We start from the raw sequence: 18,953 nt of genomic DNA, 5'->3' as shown, positions 1-18,953 counted from the left end.
GAAAAATACTGTTTATTTTCAATAACTTAAGAAATGTTTGAAGGTCAAGTGCGCGCACTGGCACGCTCCTCGCTAAATACAACGCGCCGGATGTCCCGCTGGCCCACGAGCCAGGGTTCACAAAGCCCTGCTGGTGCGCCGCCGCCGAACCTCGTTCGTCGCGGCAGCGCATGCCGCCATGGACAGACGAAGGCAGGGGGCGCGCCAGGATGCCTCGCCCGGGTTCGAATCCCGGGGCGCCCCATTGTTCGGAAGCTCAGTCAGGTGGAGCAGCCGGCGAAAGCCGGCCGGTGGCGGGTTCGAATCCCGCCCGAACGCTGTCCGCAAGGACAGTCATCTTGATAGAAGCAGTACCCGCCGGTGCGGGCCGCAAGGCCCGCCGCGCGTCGGACCGGTTGCGGTTCCGCGCGATCGGCCGGACGGCCGCACGGCCCGCGCGAAGGCGCACGACGACGCGATGCAGGATGCGTCGTCGTGCACTTCGACGCCGGGCCGGCGCGCCGCCCGCCCGGTTGCGTCGCCCCGCGATCCGCACGATGCGTGTCACCCGGCGGCCATTGAAGATAAGGACAAGAATATGTGGATGCGACATGTCGTGAAAAAGAACGAACGCGCGCTGCTGATGAACGAGGGCGATTTCGTGAAGGTGCTGGAACCGGGCGTGTTCAAGGCCTTCGATCCGTTCAAGCGCCTGTCGGTGCAGACCGCGCGTCTCGATGCGCCGCTCGCCGACGCCGCACTGGCCGATTACCTGCGTCACGACGCACAGGACGTGCTCGCGCAGTATTTCGTCGCGATGGATCTCGCCGACGATGAAGCGGGCCTGCGCTACGAAGACGACGTGCTCGTCGAGATCCTGGCGCCCGGCACGCGCCGGCTGTACTGGCGCGGCCTGACCGCGCACCGTCTCGAGCGCATCGATCTCGCGCAGGACAGCATGCTGCCGGCCGCGCTCGTGAAGCGCATCGCGCAGCCGGCGCTGCGTGCACGCGGCGTGGCGGGGCTGACGGGCGTGCTGCTGGCGCAGGTGCCGGCGTACCACGTCGGTGTACTGAAGATCGACGGCAGGATCGAGCGGCTGCTGGACGCGGGTACGTCGGCGTTCTGGCGCTTCAATCGCGACGTCGCGGTCGAACTCGTCGACCTGCGCTTGCAGGCGATCGAAGTCGGCGGACAGGAAATCCTGACGCGCGACAAGGTCGCACTGCGGCTGAACCTGTCGGCGACGTGGTGCTATGCGGACGTGCTGCATGCGTTCGGCCAGTTGCAGAAACCGGTCGAACACCTGTATCGCGAGCTGCAGTTCGCGCTGCGTTCGGCGGTCGGCACGCGCTCGCTCGACGAGCTGCTGGAGGACAAGCAGTCGATCGACGACGTCGTGATCGCGCAAGTGCGTGCCCGTCTCGGCGATTCGGGCGTGGACGTGCGCAGTGTCGGCGTGAAGGATATCGTGCTGCCGGGCGACATGAAGACGATCCTCGCGCAGGTGGTCGAGGCGGAGAAGTCCGCGCAGGCGAACGTGATTCGCCGCCGCGAGGAAACGGCGGCCACGCGATCGCTGCTGAACACCGCGAAAGTGATGGAAGAGAACCCGACCGCGCTGCGGCTCAAGGAGCTGGAAACGCTCGAGCGCGTCGCGGAACGGATCGACCGCATCTCGGTGTTCGGCGGTCTCGACCAGGTGCTGAACGGACTCGTCAGCATCAAGGGCGCGTAATGCAGCATCCGGCGCGAGGCAGGTGACTCGCGTCGGATCCCGAAATGAATCAGGTGAAGCAGATGATAGACATGGATTATCAGGTGATGGAACTGGCGAACGGCAAGCCGGTGAAGATGTGGACGCAAGGCGTCGCCGTCGAAGAGGAAGCACGCGCGCAACTGCGCAACACCGCGCAGATGCCGTTCATCTTCGGCCACGTCGCGGTGATGCCGGACGTGCACCTCGGCAAGGGCTCGACGATCGGCAGCGTGATTCCGACGAAGGGCGCGATCATTCCGGCCGCGGTCGGCGTCGACATCGGTTGCGGGATGATGGCCGCGCGCACGACGCTGACGGCGTCCGACCTGCCGGATTCGCTGGGTGGGCTGCGCAGTGCGATCGAGCGCGCGGTGCCGCACGGCCGCGCGCCGGGCCGCCGCGATCCGGGCGCATGGGGCGATCGCACGCCGGCCGCCGTGACCGACGCGTGGAAGTCGCTGCAACCGGGCTTCCAGCGGATCGTCGACAAGTATCCGAAGCTGGAAAAGACGAACCACTACGCGCATCTCGGCACGCTCGGCACCGGCAACCACTTCATCGAGGTGTGCATCGACGAGGCGGACCGCGTGTGGTTCATGCTGCACAGCGGCTCGCGTGGCGTCGGCAATGCGATCGGCAGCCTGTTCATCGAACTCGCGCAGGCAGACATGCGCCAGCACATCGCGAACCTGCCGGACCGCAACCTCGCGTATTTCACCGAAGGCAGCCGGCACTTCGACGATTACGTCGAGGCGGTCGGCTGGGCGCAGGACTACGCGCGGCGCAACCGGCAGGCGATGATGGACGCGGTGATCGGCGCGGCGCGCGGCGTGATCGGCACACCGTTCTCGGTCGACGAGCATGCGGTGAACTGCCACCACAACTACGTGCAGCGCGAACGCCACTTCGGCGAAGACGTGCTCGTCACGCGCAAGGGCGCGGTGTCCGCGCAGAAGGGGCAACTCGGGATCATCCCGGGCTCGATGGGCGCGAAGAGCTTCATCGTGCGCGGGCTCGGCAACCCGGAGAGCTTCTGCTCGTGCAGCCACGGCGCGGGCCGGACGATGAGCCGTACCGAAGCGAAGCGCCGCTTCACGGCCGACGATCAGGCGAAGGCGACGCAGGGCGTCGAATGCCGGAAGGACGCGGGCGTCGTCGACGAAATCCCGATGGCCTACAAGGACATCGACGCGGTGATGGCGGCCCAGCGCAGCCTCGTCGAAGTGGTGCACACGCTGCGCCAGGTGGTGTGCGTGAAGGGTTAGCGCGGTGCGCGGCCGATGGCCGGCGGCCGCGCACAACGAAAGGAAAACGACAACGATGAAAACCGACAAGACGATGACGACCGTGCGCAGCGCGCACCCGATCGACCCGGCGGTGCGGGCGCGCGTGATGGCGGAGCTCGCGGAAGTCGAGCGCCGCCACGATGTGAGCGTACTGTTCGCGTGCGAATCGGGCAGCCGCGGCTGGGGATTCGCGTCGCCGGACAGCGATTACGACGTACGCTTCGTGTACGCACACCGGCGCGACTGGTACCTGAGCGTCGAACCGCAACGCGACGTGATCGAACGGCCGCTCGACGACGAACTCGACGTCGGCGGCTGGGAATTGCGCAAGGCGCTGCAATTGCTGCGACGCTCGAATCCGACGCTGCTCGAATGGCTCGACTCGCCCGTCGTGTATCGCGAAGATACGCGCTGGGCGCCGCGGCTCAGGTCGCTCGCATCGGCGTTCTTCTCGCCGGTACGCGGGCGTCATCACTACCTCGCGATGGCGAAGAAGAATTTTCGCGGCTATCTGCAAGGCGACACGGTGCGTTACAAGAAGTACCTGTACGTACTGCGTCCGCTGCTCGCGGTGCGCTGGATCGACATGGGGCTCGGCATGCCGCCGATGCGCTTCGTCGATCTCGTCGACGGGACCGTGCACGAACCGACGGTGCGCGCGGAGCTCGATGCGTTGCTCGCGCTGAAGATGAGCGCGAACGAAAGCGAATACGGGCCGCGCCGGCCGGCGATCCACACGCTGGTCGAGACGATGCTCGCCGATGCCGAACACGATCGCGAATACAAGCGGCCGTGGGGCGACGTGGCGATGCTCGACGCGTTCCTGCGCGACGTGGTCGACGGCCGATGAAAAGTGAACGGCGCGATGCCTCCGGGGATCGCGCCGTTTTTGCATCCGCACGCGTCCGATCGATGCCCGCGAGCAACGAGCGTGCCCGCTTGCTACGTGTCGTCGTCACGATCGCAGCCCATCTCGGCGGTATACTCGATGCCGTTCGCCAGAGCGCGCCGCCGCATGCGCCGCAGCCTTCGACCTGCCCCGCTTGCTGACGATACGCTTGCAGTCCGACGTCTTCCGCCCGTCCATCCACAGTCGATACGAACCGTCATGTCGCACCGCCTTTCGCTCGCCATCGCCGCCCTCCTCGCCGTTTCCCCGTTCGTTGCCGAGGCTCTGCCGCTCGCGCGGCCACCGGTCGAACGCGACTTCAAGAACTGGTCGGTCGTCTGCGACAACGGCAACCGCTGCATTGCCGAAAGCCACGCGGACGATATCGACGACGCACGCCCCCACCTCATCCTGCGCGTGACGCGCGATGCCGGCCCCGACGCGCAAGCCTCGCTCGACCTCTACGCCTCGGCGCCGCTGGACCTGCGCACCGCACGCGTGGATGGCCGGCCGTTCGATGCAATGGCGGCCCGATGGCATGCGTTCGGCGGCAAACCGGACGATGACGACGCGCACCCGTTCCGTATCCGGACCGACGATCCGGCAACGGTTGCCACCTGGCTCACCGCGTCGCGCAATGGGCAACTGCTGAGCTTCGGCGATCCGGCGTCGGCACAAACCGCCCGCACACCGTTGACGGGATTGAGTGCCGCGCTGCTGTTGATCGACGACACGCAGGGCCGTGTCGGCACCGTCACGGCGTTGCTGCGCCCGGGCACCCGGCCGGCGTCGGCGGTGCCGGCCGCGCCCGCGCTGCCGCCTGCGGTCACGCCCGCGCCGCCGCCCGCCTCGCCCCTGTCGAGCGCCGAACGGCGCCCGCTCGTCGATGCGGTGCTCGCGAAGTTCGGCGGCGACGTGAAGCAATGTGCGGCCGAGGTCGAAGACGAAATGCCGGCGCGCGATCGCAGCAAGGCGTCCACTGCCGTGGCGATCTCGGCCGACGAGGCGCTCGTCGCGATCCCGTGCCAGACCAGCAGCCTGTATAACCACACCGACCTGTGGTATCGCGTGCGGCGAACCGCGCCCTACTCGCCGACGGCGATGAATTTCGGCGAGAACGCAAACGCGGGACTCGATTCGGCGTCGTTCGCGAACGAACTGACCGACGCCGGCTACGATCCCGCCAGCGCGACGCTGTCGAGCAAGGTGAGGCTGCGCAGTGCCGGCGATTGCGGCTCGACCGCATCGTGGATCTTCGACGGCCGGCGCTTCATGCTCGGCGATATCGCGACGCACGGCACGTGCAACGGCCTGTTCGACGATCAGTGGCCACGCCTGTATCGACGCGCCGATGCGACCGGAAGCCGCTGACGCACGTATCGCACCGAAACACGCCGGCAGACATAACCGATAACAAACCGAGGGGCCGAACCATGCATCACCCGTTCATCACCGCGTCGCGCCACGCGGCCGCGATGCGGCGCACGCGCGGCTGGCGCAGCGCGCTTGCGCTCGCGCTGATCGCCATCACCGCATTCGCGTCGATGCCGGTGCGCGCGGCAAACGCCGACGAGCCGGTCGAGATCCCGTTCTGGTCGCGCCACTGGGCCGGCACGATCGGCAACCGGCACGTCGAAGTCTCGTTGTCGCGCGTCGCCGACACGGTATCGGGCTGGTACTGCTACGCCCCCTGCACGTCCGACAAACGCTATCGGCTCGCATTGAAGGGAACGCTCGACGCGCACGGTGCGACGCTGTCGGAACGCGATAGCGGCGCGAAAGCCGACGCCGATCGCGTGACGGGCACATGGCGCGTTGCGTCCCTCGACAACGCGGTGGCCGGCACATGGGCTTCGCCGGACGGCAAGCGTACGCTGCCCGTGTCGCTCGCGCCGAAACAGGACGGCAGGCCGTTCCCCTACGACATCCGCCTCGTCGCCGACCATCTGCCGGACGATGGCGGTTCGTGCACCGATGTGCCTGAAGTCACCGCAATCCGCCTGTACGACCACGGCCGCCTCGTCCAGACGCTCGAGACCGATTCGCGGGGCACCTGCAACCTGTTTACACCGGATTTCGCCGACGCGAACTTCGATGGCTGGCCCGACCTGATGCTCGCGCAATCGATGGGGGCCGGTCCGAACACCCCGTACCAGACGTGGATCTTCAACCCGAAAACGCGGCGCTTCGCCGATGCGCCGCAGGGACTGCAAGACATCACGTCGCCGGATTTCGACCCGGTCCACCGGCTCATCTGGACGAGCTGGCGCGCGAGCTGCTGCGAGCACGGCGTGACGACCTACCGCTGGCAGGGCAACGACGTGAAGGAGGTCGACTCGGCGAGCAGCTACTTGCTGCCCGTGCTCGACGGAAACACGCGCCGCTATTGCTACGTCGTGCCCGGCTACGGCAACGGCCATATCGAGTATCCGCAACGCATCGAGCAGACCGATACCGGGCTGCGCTCGACGCTGGGCGCGCTGAAGGACTGCGAGACAGGCGATTCGCCTCAGATGTCGCGGGTGTATATCGACATCTGGAAACCGGGCGCGCCGGGTGGCGCGCCGACGCTCGCGCGTACCGAAAAGGTCGCCTGGAAACGGACGTCGACGCGCGCCGGCATGAAGTTCTGCCCGGACGTGCCGTTCTACGACAACGGCCGCATCCGCCGCATTCTGTTGCGCGACGATCCCGACCAGTGCAGCGACTCGAATCCCGACAAGAACTAGCGTGCGGTGCGCCCGCACGCCGTCTGCGGAAAGACGCATTCTATGTGCCGCGCCCCCATAAGCAACCCACGATTCGTTCTAAAGGCACCTGCACACGTGCTCCTATAATCGCCGGACGGCAGGCCCCCTCGACCTTCACAACAACAAACGGAGCACCCATGACCGATCAGGCCCATTCGAACTGGCGTCTCGAAACCATCGCCGTGCACGGCGGTTATCGTCCCGACCCGACCACGCGCGCGGTCGCCGTCCCGATCTACCAGACCGTTGCGTACGCATTCGACGACACGCAGCACGGCGCCGACCTGTTCGACCTGAAGGTCCAGGGCAACATCTACACGCGGATCATGAATCCGACGACGGACGTGCTCGAGCAGCGGATCGCCGCGCTCGAGGGCGGCATCGGCGCGCTCGCGCTTGCGTCGGGACAAGCCGCCGTCACGTATGCGATCCAGACGATCGCCGAAGCCGGCGACAACATCGTGTCCGCGAGTTCGCTGTACGGCGGCACCTACAACCTGTTCGCGCACACGCTGCCGCAATACGGAATCACCACGCGCTTCGCCGATCCGCGCGACCCCGCGTCGTTCGAGCCGCTGATCGATGCGCGCACGAAGGCGATCTTCGCGGAATCGGTCGGCAACCCGCTCGGCAACGTGACCGACATCGCCGCGCTCGCCGAGGTCGCGCATCGCCACGGCATCCCGCTGATCGTCGACAACACGGTGCCGTCGCCGTATCTGCTGCGCCCGTTCGAGCACGGCGCGGACATCGTCGTGCACTCGCTGACGAAGTATCTCGGCGGGCACGGCACGAGCCTCGGCGGCGCGATCGTCGATTCGGGCACGTTCCCGTGGGCCGAGCACGCCGACCGCTTCAAGCGGCTGAACGAGCCGGACGTCAGCTATCACGGCGTCGTCTATACCGAAGCGTTCGGGCCGGCCGCGTATATCGGCCGCGCCCGCGTGGTGCCGCTGCGCAACATGGGCGCGGCGATCTCGCCGTTCAATGCGTTCCAGATCCTGCAGGGCATCGAGACGCTCGCGCTGCGGATCGAGCGGATCAGCGACAACGCGCTGAAGATCGCGCAGCATCTCGCGCGCCACGAGCAGGTCGAATGGGTGAGCTATGCGGGCCTGCCCGATCACCCCGACCATCCGCTCGTCGCCCGCTACCTGTCGGGCCGTGCGCCGGGCATCCTGACGTTCGGCGTGAAAGGCGGCCGCGACGGCGGCGCGAAGTTCCAGGACGCGCTCAAACTGTTCACGCGGCTCGTCAACATCGGCGATACGAAGTCGCTCGCGACGCACCCGGCATCGACGACGCACCGTCAGTTGTCGCCGGCCGAACTCGCGAAGGCCGGCGTGAAGGAAGAAACGGTGCGGCTGTCGATCGGCATCGAGCATATCGACGACCTGCTCGCCGATCTCGACCAGGCGCTCGCGCAGCTTTGAGCGGAACGGGCGCGCCGGCCACTTGCCGATGCGCCCGCGTCAAACCGCTTGCCCCTGGGGCGGCTTCAAGGTGGTCAATCGCCGGTTGACGCCGGGCGACGCGCGGGTCCAACGATCACCGCGCGGAATTGCGCTGCGGGTATACGCACGGATGCGTTTTCACATACAGGTTCGGATTGCCGCAACGATGCCCCGCATAGTCGACCTGTTCGCCCGGCGTCAGGTCGGCCGGCACGGGCTTGCGCGCGGCGGCGGAAGCGAGGGCCGTGGTGCCGGAACGTGTCGATGCACAGCCCGCGAACAACGGGACGATCAGGACTGCGATCAAGGGGAAACGAATGGCGGGACGATGCAATTTTCGGTCCGGGATAAAGGTCTGAACGACGCCGCCTCTATCGATGCTGCTGTCGCGGGCGACACGAATTCCGCCGGCGCGCTCAGCCAACGGCAGACTGCATGTTCCGCTTCCCGCTCATCGCCCCCATGACGCGAACATGACGGTTGCGTCATGTCGATGGAATCCGCCCCGCACTCCCGCGCGCGCCGAAATCTGACGCATTTTTCATCTCGCGATCACGATCACGCACGGCTGCGTTCGCATACTGGGTCCATGGTTCGCCACCCGGCGGCCCCGATCAAGGAGAGCACTCGATGAAAACGGCAAAACTCGCAGCACTGTTCGTCACCGCCACGCTGTCGCTCGGCATCGCCACGCAGGCCGCATTCGCCCAAACGCAAACGCAAGGCAAGACCCGCACGCAGGTCGTCAACGAACTGAAGCAGGCGCAGCACGACGGCATCGTGCCGATCAGCAAGACGCAGTACCCGCCGACCGCCGAGGTCGTCGCGCGCAACAAGGCGCTTCACGTGATTTCGGTGCATGGCGGCGAGAAAAAGCCGCAGGCCGACAACCACGACGACCTCGCCGCGAAGTAACGATGCGCGGCCAGACGGCCGCCGGCAACGCGCCGCGTTCGGCTGCCTGACGGCGTGTCCGCCCGCGCTGTCAGGTGTCGATGGCGGCCGGCCGTTCGGGCTCGGCCGGCCGTCGCGGGAAGCGCAGCCAGAAGGTCGTGCGGCGGCCCGGCTCGCTGTCGACGCCGCATTCACCGCCGTGATTGTCCATGATCGACCGGACGATCGCGAGGCCGAGCCCCGTGCCCGACGCCGAATTGTGGCGTGACGGATCGATGCGATAAAAGCGTTCGAAAATCCGCCCGACATGTTCAGCCGCGATGCCGGGCCCCGTATCCGACACGGCGATCGTCGTCGCGCCGCCCTGCTCGACGCAATCGATCGTCACGACGCTGCCGCGCGGCGCATAGGTCAGCGCATTCGACAGCAGGTTGCTCAACGCACGCTGGTACAGCGTCAGATCCGCATCGACCCACGCGTGGCCGTCGACCTTCACCGTCACGCCTTCATCTTCCGCCAGCGGCTCGTAGTAGCCGGCCACCCGCTCCGCCTCCCGCGCCGCATTCAGCCGCCGCACGCTGATCGACGTGCCGGTCTGTTCCGAGCGCGCGAGGAACAGCATGTCCTCGATCATCCGCGACAACCGCTGGTATTCGTCGATGCTCGATTCGATCACGCTCCGGTATTCGTCCGCGTTGCGCGGTTGCGACAGCACGACCTGCGCGGCTGCCTGCAGGTTCGTCAGCGGCGTGCGCATGTCATGCGCGAGATTCGACGAGAACTGGCTCAGCCGCGTGAACGATTCGCTCAGCCGCGCGAGCATCCCGTTGAACGCATGCTCGAGCTCCTTCAGCTCGCCGGACGTATCGAGTTCCGGCAGCGGATGCGCGAGCCGGCTCGTCGACATCTGTTCGGCCCGCGCCGCGAACCGCCGCAGCGGGCTCAGCCCGAGCGCGGCGATGCCGTACGCGATCGCGGCCGCGATCACCACGCCGAACACCTGGATCACGACGATCGTATAAGCATGCGTGCGCAACAGCAGCATGTCGGCGCTGCGGTCGTACTGCACGGCGACGCGCACCACGGGCGCACCTGCACCGGCGAGCGGCACGGTCGTCACCAGATACTGGTGCCGCGCGCCGGGCGGCGCGACGCCGGACGGCGCGCGCCCGACGTTCATCGACAACAGCGGCGTATAAGGGCGGAAGCCGGGCGTGCCGACGACGCGCGTGCCGGCTGCATCGAAGATCGCGAGATCCATGTTCGGATGACCGTGCAACTGGTCGATCCAGATATCGGCATTGCGCGCGACGTCGGCCGTCGTGCGCGCCTCGGCCAGATGCGCGCCCAATGCGGCGGAAATGCCGGCCATCTGCTCGGCTGCCGTCGTTGCGACGCGGTTGCTCAGCGCTTCGTACAGTGCGACGCCGCTCGATGCGAGGATCACCGACGTCGACAGGATGATCAGCGCGGTCAGCCGGCCGCGCAGCGTCCGCGGCAGCAAGCGCGCGATCATGCGGCCGCGCCGCCGCGCGCTTCGAGCACGTAGCCCATCCCGCGTACCGTATGGATCAGCTTCGGTTCGTACGCGTCGTCGATCTTCGAGCGCAGCCGGCGGATCGCCGAATCGACGACGTTCGTGTCGCTGTTGAAGTTCATGTCCCATACCTGCGACGCGATCGTCGCGCGCGGCAGGATCTCGCCTTCGCGGCGCATCAGCAGCCACAGCAGCGCGAACTCCTTCGCGGTCAGCAGGATCGTGTCGCCCTGCCGCGTGGCCTTGCGTCGCGTGAGGTCGAGTTCGAGATCGGCCACGCGCAGCGTGTTCGAATCGCGCGGCTGGCCGCGCCGCAGGATCGACTTGATGCGCGCGGTCAGCTCGACGAAATCGAACGGCTTCGCGAGATAGTCGTCCGCGCCGAGTTCGAGCCCCTTCACGCGATCGCCGACGTCGTCGCGCGCGGTGAGAAACAGCACGGGTGTCGACTTGCTGCGCCGCAGGTTCTGCAGCAGCGTCCAGCCGTCCTGCCCGGGCAGCATCACGTCGAGCACGAGCAGGTCGTACTCCTCGGTTTCGGCCTGATGCTGGCCCGTGATGCCGTCCTCGACCCAATCGACGACGTAGCCGGCCTCGGTCAACCCCTTGCGCAGATACGCGCCCGTCTTCGGTTCATCCTCGACAATCAGAATTCGCATCACGCGTTACCCTTGAAGAAACCCAGCCGGCGCATCATGCCCGCGGCGAAACCGCCGCGCAACGCCGCGCGCCACGACAACGCGTGGCTCACGCGGTACAGCACCGGCAGCACCAGCAGCGTCAGCGCGGTGGACGACAGGATACCGCCGATCACGACCGTCGCGAGCGGGCGCTGCACCTCGGCGCCGGTGCCGGTCGCGAACGCCATCGGCAGGAAGCCGAGCGACGCGACCAGCGCGGTCATCAACACCGGCCGCAGCCGCGTGAGCGCGCCGTCGTGCACCGCCGCGTCGAGCGGCATCCCTTCGTCGCGCAGGTTGCGGATGAACGAGATCATCACGAGGCCGTTGAGCACGGCCACGCCGGACAACGCGATGAAACCGACCGCCGCCGTGATCGACAGCGGAATCCCGCGCAGCCACAGCGACACGACACCGCCGCTCAGCGCGAACGGAATGCCGGTGAACACGAGCAGCCCGTCCTTCACGTTGTTGAACATCACGAACAGCAGCACGAACACCATGAACAGCGCGAGCGGCACGACGAGCTTCAGGCGCTCGCTCGCGCTTTGCAACTGCTCGAACTGGCCGCCCCACGACATCCAGTAACCGGCCGGCACGCTCACGTCCTGCTGCAACTGCTCGCGCGCATCGGCGACGAACGAGCCGACGTCGCGCCCGCGCACGTTCGCGCTGACGACCACCCTCCGCTTGCCGTTCTCGCGGCTGATCTGGTTCGGGCCCGGCGCCACGTCGATCGTCGCGAGTTCGGCCAGCGGCACGTACGGCGCCGCCGCGAGCGGCGCGCTGGCGCCGGCGGCCGGCGCGGGCAGCGCGATCGGCAGCCGCTCGATCGCCTCGATGTCGGTGCGCAGTTCGTCGGGCAGCCGCACGACGATGTCGAAGCGGCGGTCTCCCTGAAACAGCGTGCCGGCCTTCTGCCCGCCGACGGCCGCGGCCACCGAGTCCTGCAGGTCGGCGACGCTCACGCCGTAGCGCGCGAGCTTGTCGCGGTCCAGGTTGACGGTCAGCACCGGCAGGCCCGTGGTCTGCTCGACCTTTACCTCCGATGCGCCCGGCACCTTCCGCAACGCAGCCGCGATCTGCTCGCCGGTCTGGTTCAGCACGGCCATGTCGTCGCCGAAGATCTTCACGGCGACGTCGCTGCGCACGCCGGAAATCAGTTCGTTGAAGCGCAGCTGGATCGGCTGCGAGAACTCGTACGCGTTGCCCGGCAGCTCGGCGAGCGCGTCCTCGATCTCGCGCACGAGCTGCTCGCGCGGCTTCTTCGGGTCGGGCCACGTGTCGGCCGGCTTCAGCATGATGTAGCCGTCCGACAGGTTCGGCGGCATCGGGTCGGCCGCGATCTCGGCCGTGCCGGTGCGCGCGAACACGCGCTCGATTTCGGGGAAGCGCGCCTTCAGCGTCTTCTCGATCGACTTCTGCATCTCGACCGACTGCGACAGGCTCGTACCGGGAATCCGCAGCGCGGCCACGGCCAGGTCGCCCTCGTTCAGGCTCGGGATGAACTCGCTGCCGAGCCGCGTCGCGAGCCCGAGCGTGACCAGCACGATCGCGCCCGCCCCGATCATCACGCGCGCCGGGCGCGTCATGAACGCGGCGAGCACCGGTGCGTACGCGCGCCGCGCCCAGCCCATCAGCCGGTTCTCCTTCTCCTCGACCCGCTCGCCGATGAACAACGCGACGGCGGCCGGAATGAACGTGACGGTCAGCACCATCGCGGCCGCGAGCGCCATCACGACGGTAATCGCCATCGGATGGAACATCTTGCCCTCGACACCGGTCAACGCGAAGATCGGCAGGTACACGACCATGATGATCAGTTGCCCGAAGATCAGCGCGCGACGCGCCTCCTGCGATGCGCCGAACACTTCGGCGAAACGCTCGTCGCGCGTGAGCGACCGCCCCGCCGCCGACTGCGCATGCGCGAGCCGCCGCACGCAGTTCTCGACGATCACCACCGCGCCGTCGACGATGATCCCGAAGTCGAGCGCGCCGAGGCTCATCAGGTTCGCGCTCACCTTCGCGTTGACCATCCCGGTGAAGGTCATCAGCATCGACAGCGGAATCACGAGCGCGGTGATCAGCGCCGCGCGGATGTTGCCGAGGAACAGGAACAGCACGGCGATCACGAGCACCGCGCCTTCGAGCAGGTTCTTCTTCACGGTGGCGACCGCCTTCTCGACGAGCACCGTGCGGTCGTACACCGGAATCGCCTTCACGCCGGCCGGCAGCGTGCGGTTTACGTCTTCCATCTTCGCGGCGACGGCCTTCGACACCGTCCGGCTGTTCTCGCCCATCAGCATGAACACCGTGCCGAGCACGACTTCCTCGCCGTTCGACGTCGCGGCGCCGGTGCGCAGTTCGCGGCCGATGTCGACCACGCCGACGTCCTTCATCCGCACCGGCACGCCGCCGACGTTGGTCAGCACGACGTTCGCGATGTCGTCGACGGTGCGCGCCTGGCCCGGCACGCGCACGAGATACTGCTCGCCGCGCTTTTCGATGTAGCCGGCGCCGACGTTGTCGTTGTTGCGCTCGAGCGCCCGCACGACGTCGGCGAGCGTCAGCCCGTACGACATCAGCTTGGTCGGATTCGGCGCGACGCGGTATTCCTTCACGTAGCCGCCGATCGAGTTGACCTCGGTCACGCCGCGCACGTTGCGCAGTTGCGGCCGCACGACCCAGTCCTGCAGTTCGCGCAGGTCGGCCGCCGTATAGCGCGTGCCGTCGGGCTTGCGCGCGCCGACGTCGGCCTCGACGGTCCACAGGTAGATCTCGCCGAGGCCGGTCGACGTCGGCCCCATCGCCGGCGCGATGCCGGCCGGCAGCTTGTCCTTCGCCTCCTGGATGCGCTCGTTGACGAGTTGCCGCGCGAAGTAGATGTCGGTGCCGTCCTTGAAGATCACGGTCACCTGCGACAACCCGTAGCGCGAGATCGAGCGCGTCTGTTCCAGCCCCGGCAGCCCGGCCATCACGGTCTCGACCGGGTAGGTGATGCGTTGCTCGGCCTCGAGCGGCGAGTAGCCGGGCGCGGACGTGTTGATCTGCACCTGCACGTTGGTGATGTCGGGCACCGCGTCGATCGGCAGCCGCTGGTAGCTGAACACGCCCAACGCGGCCACGGCCGCGATCGCCAGCATCACGAGCCAGCGGTGCGCAATCGCAAAGCGGATCAGGCGCTCAAACATGTCGGGATTCCTTGACACGGGTAACGGTCGAGCGCACCGGACAGGCCGCGCGGCCGGTCACCCGGCGAATCGGAAAGCGGGCTGCGTGGCGGGCGCCAGTCGCGCCACGGTGCATGCGTATTGCTGCTCACTCATGTTCCGCGTTCCCCTTGCCGAGCTCCGCCTTCAGCACGAAGCTGTTCGACGCCGCGTATTCCTGGCCGGGCTTGAGCCCCTTCAGCACTTCGGTCGCGCGTTCGTCGCGCCGCCCCGTTTCGACGGCCTGCGCGACGAAGCCCTTCGGCGAACGCACGAACACCGACGGCGTGCCGTCGACGTCCTGCAGCGCGTCGCTCGCGACCGCGAGCGGCACGCGTTGCGTGCCCGCGTCGACCGATACGTTGACGAACATCCCGGGACGCCACACGCGATCGGGGTTCGGCAGCACGACGCGCGCCGGCGCGGTGCGCGTCTGCTCGCCGAGCAGCGAACCCACGTACGCGATCGGGCCGCTCGAGCGCGATTCGAACGCAGTCGCGATCACCGTTGCCTCGCGACCGACGCGCACGTCGTTGAGCCGCTGCGCCGGCACCGCCATTTCGGCCCATACGGTCGAGAGGTCGGAGATCACGAACATGCTCGCGTCGGCGGCAATCGCCTCGCCCGGCGTCGCATGCTTCTCGACGATCGTGCCGGCGAACGGCGCGCGCAGTTCGTAGCGGTTCAGCGCGCCCGCGCCCACCGGCGCGTTCAGCGCGGCGAGCTTCTGCCGCGCGTTCTGCACCGCGATCTCGGCCTCGCGCAACTGCACCTGGGCCTGCTGGTAGTCCTGCTCGGCCGAAATGCGCTCCTGCCACAGCGTGCGTTCGCGCTCATAGGTCGCGCGGGCGCCCGACAGACGGCGCTCGGCCGTCAGCAGCTCGCTGCGGCGGTCGGCCAGATCGGTGCTCGCGATCACGGCGAGCACCTGCCCCTTCGCGACGTTCTGCCCGAGCGACACCGACACCTGCTCGACGATGCCGGCCACGCGCGGCACCACGTGCGCGGTGCGATCCTCGTTGAACTTGATTTCGCCGGGAAGCTGGAACGGTGTCGCGATCTGCGCGGGGCCGGCGTTCGCGAGCGCGATCTTCGACGTCGCCAGTTGCGCGTCGGTCAGCGCGATCGCGCCGTCGGCGAGCGCGTACGGGAACGACGCCGCATCGTCGCCGGCCTTCACGTCGATCGTCGCATCGAACACGTGCGGCTTCGCGATCGACTGCGCGGACACGAACTTCTGGCCGGCCGCGTCGAATCGCAACGGTTCCTGCGTGTGGTCGTACCGCACCAGCGTGCCGGACACGGTCACGCCCTTGTCCAGCGGCTTGCCGTCGACGGACGGATAGACGACGAGCCGCGCGTCGCCGGGCTTTTCCGTCATCACGATCTCGACGGACAGCTTGCCGCGCGTGAGCACGACACCGCCGCGCGCGCCGGCGCCATCGGCCGGCTGCACGGCTTCGGCGGCCGTCGGCGCCGATGCGCCGTTGCCGCTCCGCGTGACGGCGAGCGCGCCGATCACGATTCCGGCGCCGCCGAGCACGGCCGCCGCGATAGCGAAGATTCTGCTGCGTGACATGATGATCCTTCCGGTAAGAGGAGCGCTTATTGCGCGACGGCCGCGAGCGGCGTGCCGACGAGCCGGCCGATGTCGGCGCGGGCCGCATGGGCGCCGGCGAGCGCACGCACGTATTGCGACTGTTCCTGGAACAGCGTGCGCTGTGCGTCGAGCACGTCGAGGAAGCCGAACTTCCCGAGTTCGTAGCCGCGCGACATCGCATCGAGCGCGAGGCGCGCGGCCGGCAGGATGTCGGACTTCAAGCGCTGCGCTTCCTGCTCGGCGGCCTCGAAATTCGCGTATGCCTGCGTCAGTTCCAGTCGCAGGCGCGTGCGTTCGCGATCGAGATCGGCGTTCGCGCGCGTGGCCTTGTGCGTCGCCTCGAGCAGCGCGCCCTTGTTCGTGTTGAACAGCGGAATCGGGATCGATACGCCGACCACGGCCTGGTTGTCCGGCACGCCGCCCGTGGTCACGCGCTTCACGCCCGCGCTGACCGTCACGTCCGGCATGCGCCGTGCGCGTTCAAGCGACACGGCCGCATTCGAGCGCAGCATTTCGGCACGCGCGATCCGTGCGAGCGGCGAATCGTCGAGCTGTGCGGTCAACGCGGACAGCGGCTCGACCGGCGGCACGGTTTCCAGGTCGCCACGCACAGCGAGCCGGTCGTTGCGCGCTTCGCCCATCACCGCGTTCAGCTTTTCGCGCGCGACGTCGACACGGCCGCGCGCGGTCACGACTTCGATCTGCACGCCGGCCGCCGCCACCTGCGCCTTGGTCGCCTCGACCGGCGACACCTTGCCGGCCTGCGCGCGGCGCCCCGCGAGATCCGCCGAGCGCGCGGCGATCGCGGCCGATTCCTCGGTCACCTGAAGCTGGCGCTGCGCGGCGAGCAGCCCGTAGAACGCGGCGATCACATCGGCACGCACGGCCGCGCCCTGCTCGTCGAGCGACGCGTTGGCCGCCTCGCGGCCGTACGACGCGACGTCGAGCCGCGCGCGGCGCTTGCCGCCCAGTTCGATGGTCTGGTTGATCAGCGCGGTGGACGTGCGCTCGGCGCGGCTGAAGCCTTCCTGCAGGAACGAGATTTCCGGGTTCGGACGGGCGCCGGCCTGCATCAGTGCGCCGGCCGACGCATCGACGTCCGCGCGCGCGCCGCGCAGCGCCGGATTGTTGCGGGCCGCGACCGCGAGCGCATCGGAGAGCGTCAATGACGATGCGGGGAGCGTATCGGAGGGGAGAGCGCCGATCGGCGTCGCGCTGCTGGCTGCGATCGTGGCCGACCCGGGCGACAGCGACGGCTGCGCATGAGCCGTCGCGGCCATCGCAAGGACGATGGCCGCGACGAGGTTGAGCTTGAGCATGTTCGGTTCTGCGGTAACGGTTCGCGACCGATGCTACGGACCTGCCGCAGTGCGAACATGAGGCGAAGATGATATTTCCGTCATGTTGGGCGCGGTGTACTCGCCGAATCGACGTGCATATCTGCCCTGCCGGTCACGTCAGCATAAAAAATACGTTTCAAAATTTAGAACTAGTTCTATAGACGTATTCGCTCGAAAAGATGACTGTTCAAGGTCCCGGCAACATGAACAAAACCATGCTGTTTTATGACATCACGGTCGTGCTGCCTCCTTGAAAACCTGCGAATCGAGACTTTTAATCAGTGAAAAACCTCTTCGATCACAACGAGTACGACCTTGTCACCGGCGAAGACAAAGAATGGTTTCTCGTTCACTCCGGGGCCGTCACCAACACAAACCCGGGATCGGTGGTTGACGTTTACATCAACACAACACCCATCTGCCCTAATATGACCAATCGAGAATTTAGAATCATGGTATCTCGGCTGCTTAAGCGGTCCATAATTCTGGTTGAGCGCAGGATCACCGATCTGAAGCGGTATGACAAAACAACCAAAGACAGAATGATATATTGGTTCAATCGATGCGATGAAAATACACGAAAATACCTTCTCACCGGCTTCTCACGACATCTCTCCGTTCTCAAAACGCTGACGCCACACCATTTCGTTCGAAACGATCCGAAGCTCGATAGAATGTTAGGCTGTGTTCCGAACATGATCGACATCGAGAATGAAGCCGCTCACGTTTGCGGGCCCAACACGGAGCGCAGGCTTATCAGCATTGCGATGAAGTTTTGTACCGGCTTGCGCGATCAGAATATGTTCGGAGATTCCCGCCTATCCACGCTCATTCACGAAGTCACTCACTTCGTCGACACCTTCGGTAGCGGCGACCCTCGTTACGGGCTCGATCCCACAGCGGCCGCATGGGCAAGGACCAATCCCGACCAGGCATTGAGGAACGCGGATACCCTCACAGGGTTCGTGATCTACGGCGAAGAATTATTTGCGGAATAAGAATCCGAATTCAGCATGAGAATTCTTATCACGTCACTAATCGTGCCTATCGCAACGTTGCTCCTTTTCCCGGCAAGCTCTGCGGCGGAATGTCAGGGGTCACAAAATCTACCGTCACGGCAATTTTTCGTGGCCTTCTCCCACAACAGTCACGAGATCTCCGAATCCGAGAAAATACGAATTGGACGATGGATTTCAGCAATGAATTTCGATTATCCGATACAAAACTGGATCACTGTAATTGGCAGCGCTTCCAAGATTGAGGCTGATCCTGAACGACTCGCAACGAAGCGAGCTTCCGAGACGGCGAAAGTCGTCATAGACGACGGTCTGACAAACGCACCGATTCAGATAAAAACGCAAATTTATCCAGCCAGCAGTGCAGCTGGATCGACATCGGAAACACGCGAAGTCGCCATTCAAGTGAGCCCCGGCTGCCTCGACAACTGCTGTACCGGCCATTGACATGAAGTCGGCTCATTCACCGCCGCCGCGCTTGCGTTGACCCGTGTACCTCCAACGCTCGCGTGCGACGGTCCACCGAATCCATCCGAACGAGATTTCGATGTTCGATTCGA

The 18,953-nt window shown here is 66.5% G+C and carries 15 protein-coding genes and 1 tRNA gene; 10 read left to right on the top strand and 6 right to left on the bottom strand.

Annotation, left to right across the window (positions count from 1 at the left end; translation table 11 throughout):
- The first annotated feature begins 245 nt into the window (after window positions 1-245).
- From AC3IFE_RS03960 to AC3IFE_RS03930, 7 genes are all read left to right on the top strand, one after another.
- Window positions 246-318, top strand: a tRNA-Phe gene (locus tag AC3IFE_RS03960).
- Between the two features lie 259 nt (window positions 319-577).
- Window positions 578-1,717, top strand: a complete 1,140-nt coding sequence (locus tag AC3IFE_RS03955; protein WP_089469168.1) for a slipin family protein — start codon at window positions 578-580, stop codon at window positions 1,715-1,717.
- 62 nt (window positions 1,718-1,779) lie between these two features.
- Window positions 1,780-3,003, top strand: a complete 1,224-nt coding sequence (locus tag AC3IFE_RS03950; RefSeq protein ID WP_489189674.1) for an RtcB family protein — start codon at window positions 1,780-1,782, stop codon at window positions 3,001-3,003.
- A gap of 55 nt (window positions 3,004-3,058) precedes the next feature.
- Window positions 3,059-3,874, top strand: coding sequence for a nucleotidyltransferase domain-containing protein (locus AC3IFE_RS03945; protein WP_489189661.1), 816 nt, complete (start codon window positions 3,059-3,061; stop codon window positions 3,872-3,874).
- A gap of 258 nt (window positions 3,875-4,132) precedes the next feature.
- Window positions 4,133-5,284 carry a DUF1176 domain-containing protein gene (locus tag AC3IFE_RS03940; protein WP_489189673.1) on the top strand — a complete coding sequence of 384 codons (1,152 nt, stop codon included), beginning with the start codon at window positions 4,133-4,135 and terminating at the stop codon, window positions 5,282-5,284.
- 62 nt (window positions 5,285-5,346) lie between these two features.
- Window positions 5,347-6,642: an XAC2610-related protein gene (locus tag AC3IFE_RS03935; RefSeq protein ID WP_489189660.1), complete on the top strand. Its 1,296-nt coding sequence runs from the start codon at window positions 5,347-5,349 to the stop codon at window positions 6,640-6,642.
- 158 nt (window positions 6,643-6,800) lie between these two features.
- A complete protein-coding gene (locus AC3IFE_RS03930; RefSeq protein ID WP_489189659.1) occupies window positions 6,801-8,096 on the top strand; it encodes an O-acetylhomoserine aminocarboxypropyltransferase/cysteine synthase family protein in 1,296 nt (431 codons plus the stop codon).
- Between the two features lie 115 nt (window positions 8,097-8,211).
- Here AC3IFE_RS03930 and AC3IFE_RS03925 read toward each other — a convergent pair whose 3' ends face one another.
- Window positions 8,212-8,541: a hypothetical protein gene (locus AC3IFE_RS03925; RefSeq protein WP_489189658.1), complete on the bottom strand. Its 330-nt coding sequence runs from the start codon at window positions 8,539-8,541 to the stop codon at window positions 8,212-8,214.
- A 206-nt stretch (window positions 8,542-8,747) separates the two neighbouring features.
- On the opposite strand from AC3IFE_RS03925, the gene AC3IFE_RS03920 reads away from it, so the two are divergent.
- Complete coding sequence (locus AC3IFE_RS03920; RefSeq protein WP_489189657.1) at window positions 8,748-9,032, top strand: DUF4148 domain-containing protein; 285 nt, start codon at window positions 8,748-8,750, stop codon at window positions 9,030-9,032.
- Window positions 9,033-9,102: 70 nt separating this feature from the next.
- Here AC3IFE_RS03920 and AC3IFE_RS03915 read toward each other — a convergent pair whose 3' ends face one another.
- The 5 genes from AC3IFE_RS03915 to AC3IFE_RS03895 all read right to left on the bottom strand — a co-directional run bounded on the left by AC3IFE_RS03915 (window position 9,103) and on the right by AC3IFE_RS03895 (window position 17,356).
- On the bottom strand, window positions 9,103-10,527 hold the full coding sequence (locus AC3IFE_RS03915) for a heavy metal sensor histidine kinase (protein WP_489189656.1): 1,425 nt from the start codon (window positions 10,525-10,527) through the stop codon (window positions 9,103-9,105).
- Window positions 10,524-11,207 carry a heavy metal response regulator transcription factor IrlR gene (irlR, locus tag AC3IFE_RS03910; RefSeq protein WP_006490455.1) on the bottom strand — a complete coding sequence of 228 codons (684 nt, stop codon included), beginning with the start codon at window positions 11,205-11,207 and terminating at the stop codon, window positions 10,524-10,526. Before irlR ends, AC3IFE_RS03915 begins: the two co-directional genes overlap by 4 nt.
- Window positions 11,207-14,419 (bottom strand): efflux RND transporter permease subunit, encoded by a 3,213-nt coding sequence (locus AC3IFE_RS03905; RefSeq protein WP_489189655.1) that lies wholly within the window; start codon window positions 14,417-14,419, stop codon window positions 11,207-11,209. Before AC3IFE_RS03905 ends, irlR begins: the two co-directional genes overlap by 1 nt.
- Window positions 14,420-14,546: 127 nt before the next feature.
- Window positions 14,547-16,016: an efflux RND transporter periplasmic adaptor subunit gene (locus AC3IFE_RS03900; protein WP_489189654.1), complete on the bottom strand. Its 1,470-nt coding sequence runs from the start codon at window positions 16,014-16,016 to the stop codon at window positions 14,547-14,549.
- A 26-nt stretch (window positions 16,017-16,042) separates the two neighbouring features.
- A complete protein-coding gene (locus AC3IFE_RS03895) occupies window positions 16,043-17,356 on the bottom strand; it encodes a TolC family protein (protein WP_489189653.1) in 1,314 nt (437 codons plus the stop codon).
- A 302-nt stretch (window positions 17,357-17,658) separates the two neighbouring features.
- Between AC3IFE_RS03895 and AC3IFE_RS03890 the strand changes: the two genes are divergently transcribed.
- Together AC3IFE_RS03890 and AC3IFE_RS03885 are read left to right on the top strand one after the other, a co-directional pair.
- A complete protein-coding gene (locus tag AC3IFE_RS03890; RefSeq protein ID WP_489189652.1) occupies window positions 17,659-18,375 on the top strand; it encodes a M35 family metalloendopeptidase in 717 nt (238 codons plus the stop codon).
- Between the two features lie 15 nt (window positions 18,376-18,390).
- Window positions 18,391-18,840, top strand: coding sequence for a hypothetical protein (locus AC3IFE_RS03885; RefSeq protein WP_489189651.1), 450 nt, complete (start codon window positions 18,391-18,393; stop codon window positions 18,838-18,840).
- The last annotated feature ends 113 nt before the right edge of the window (window positions 18,841-18,953 follow it).

The organism is Burkholderia sp. APQ4-4ca (assembly GCF_057837105.1).
This window is presented reverse-complemented; position numbering and strand designations above follow the sequence as displayed.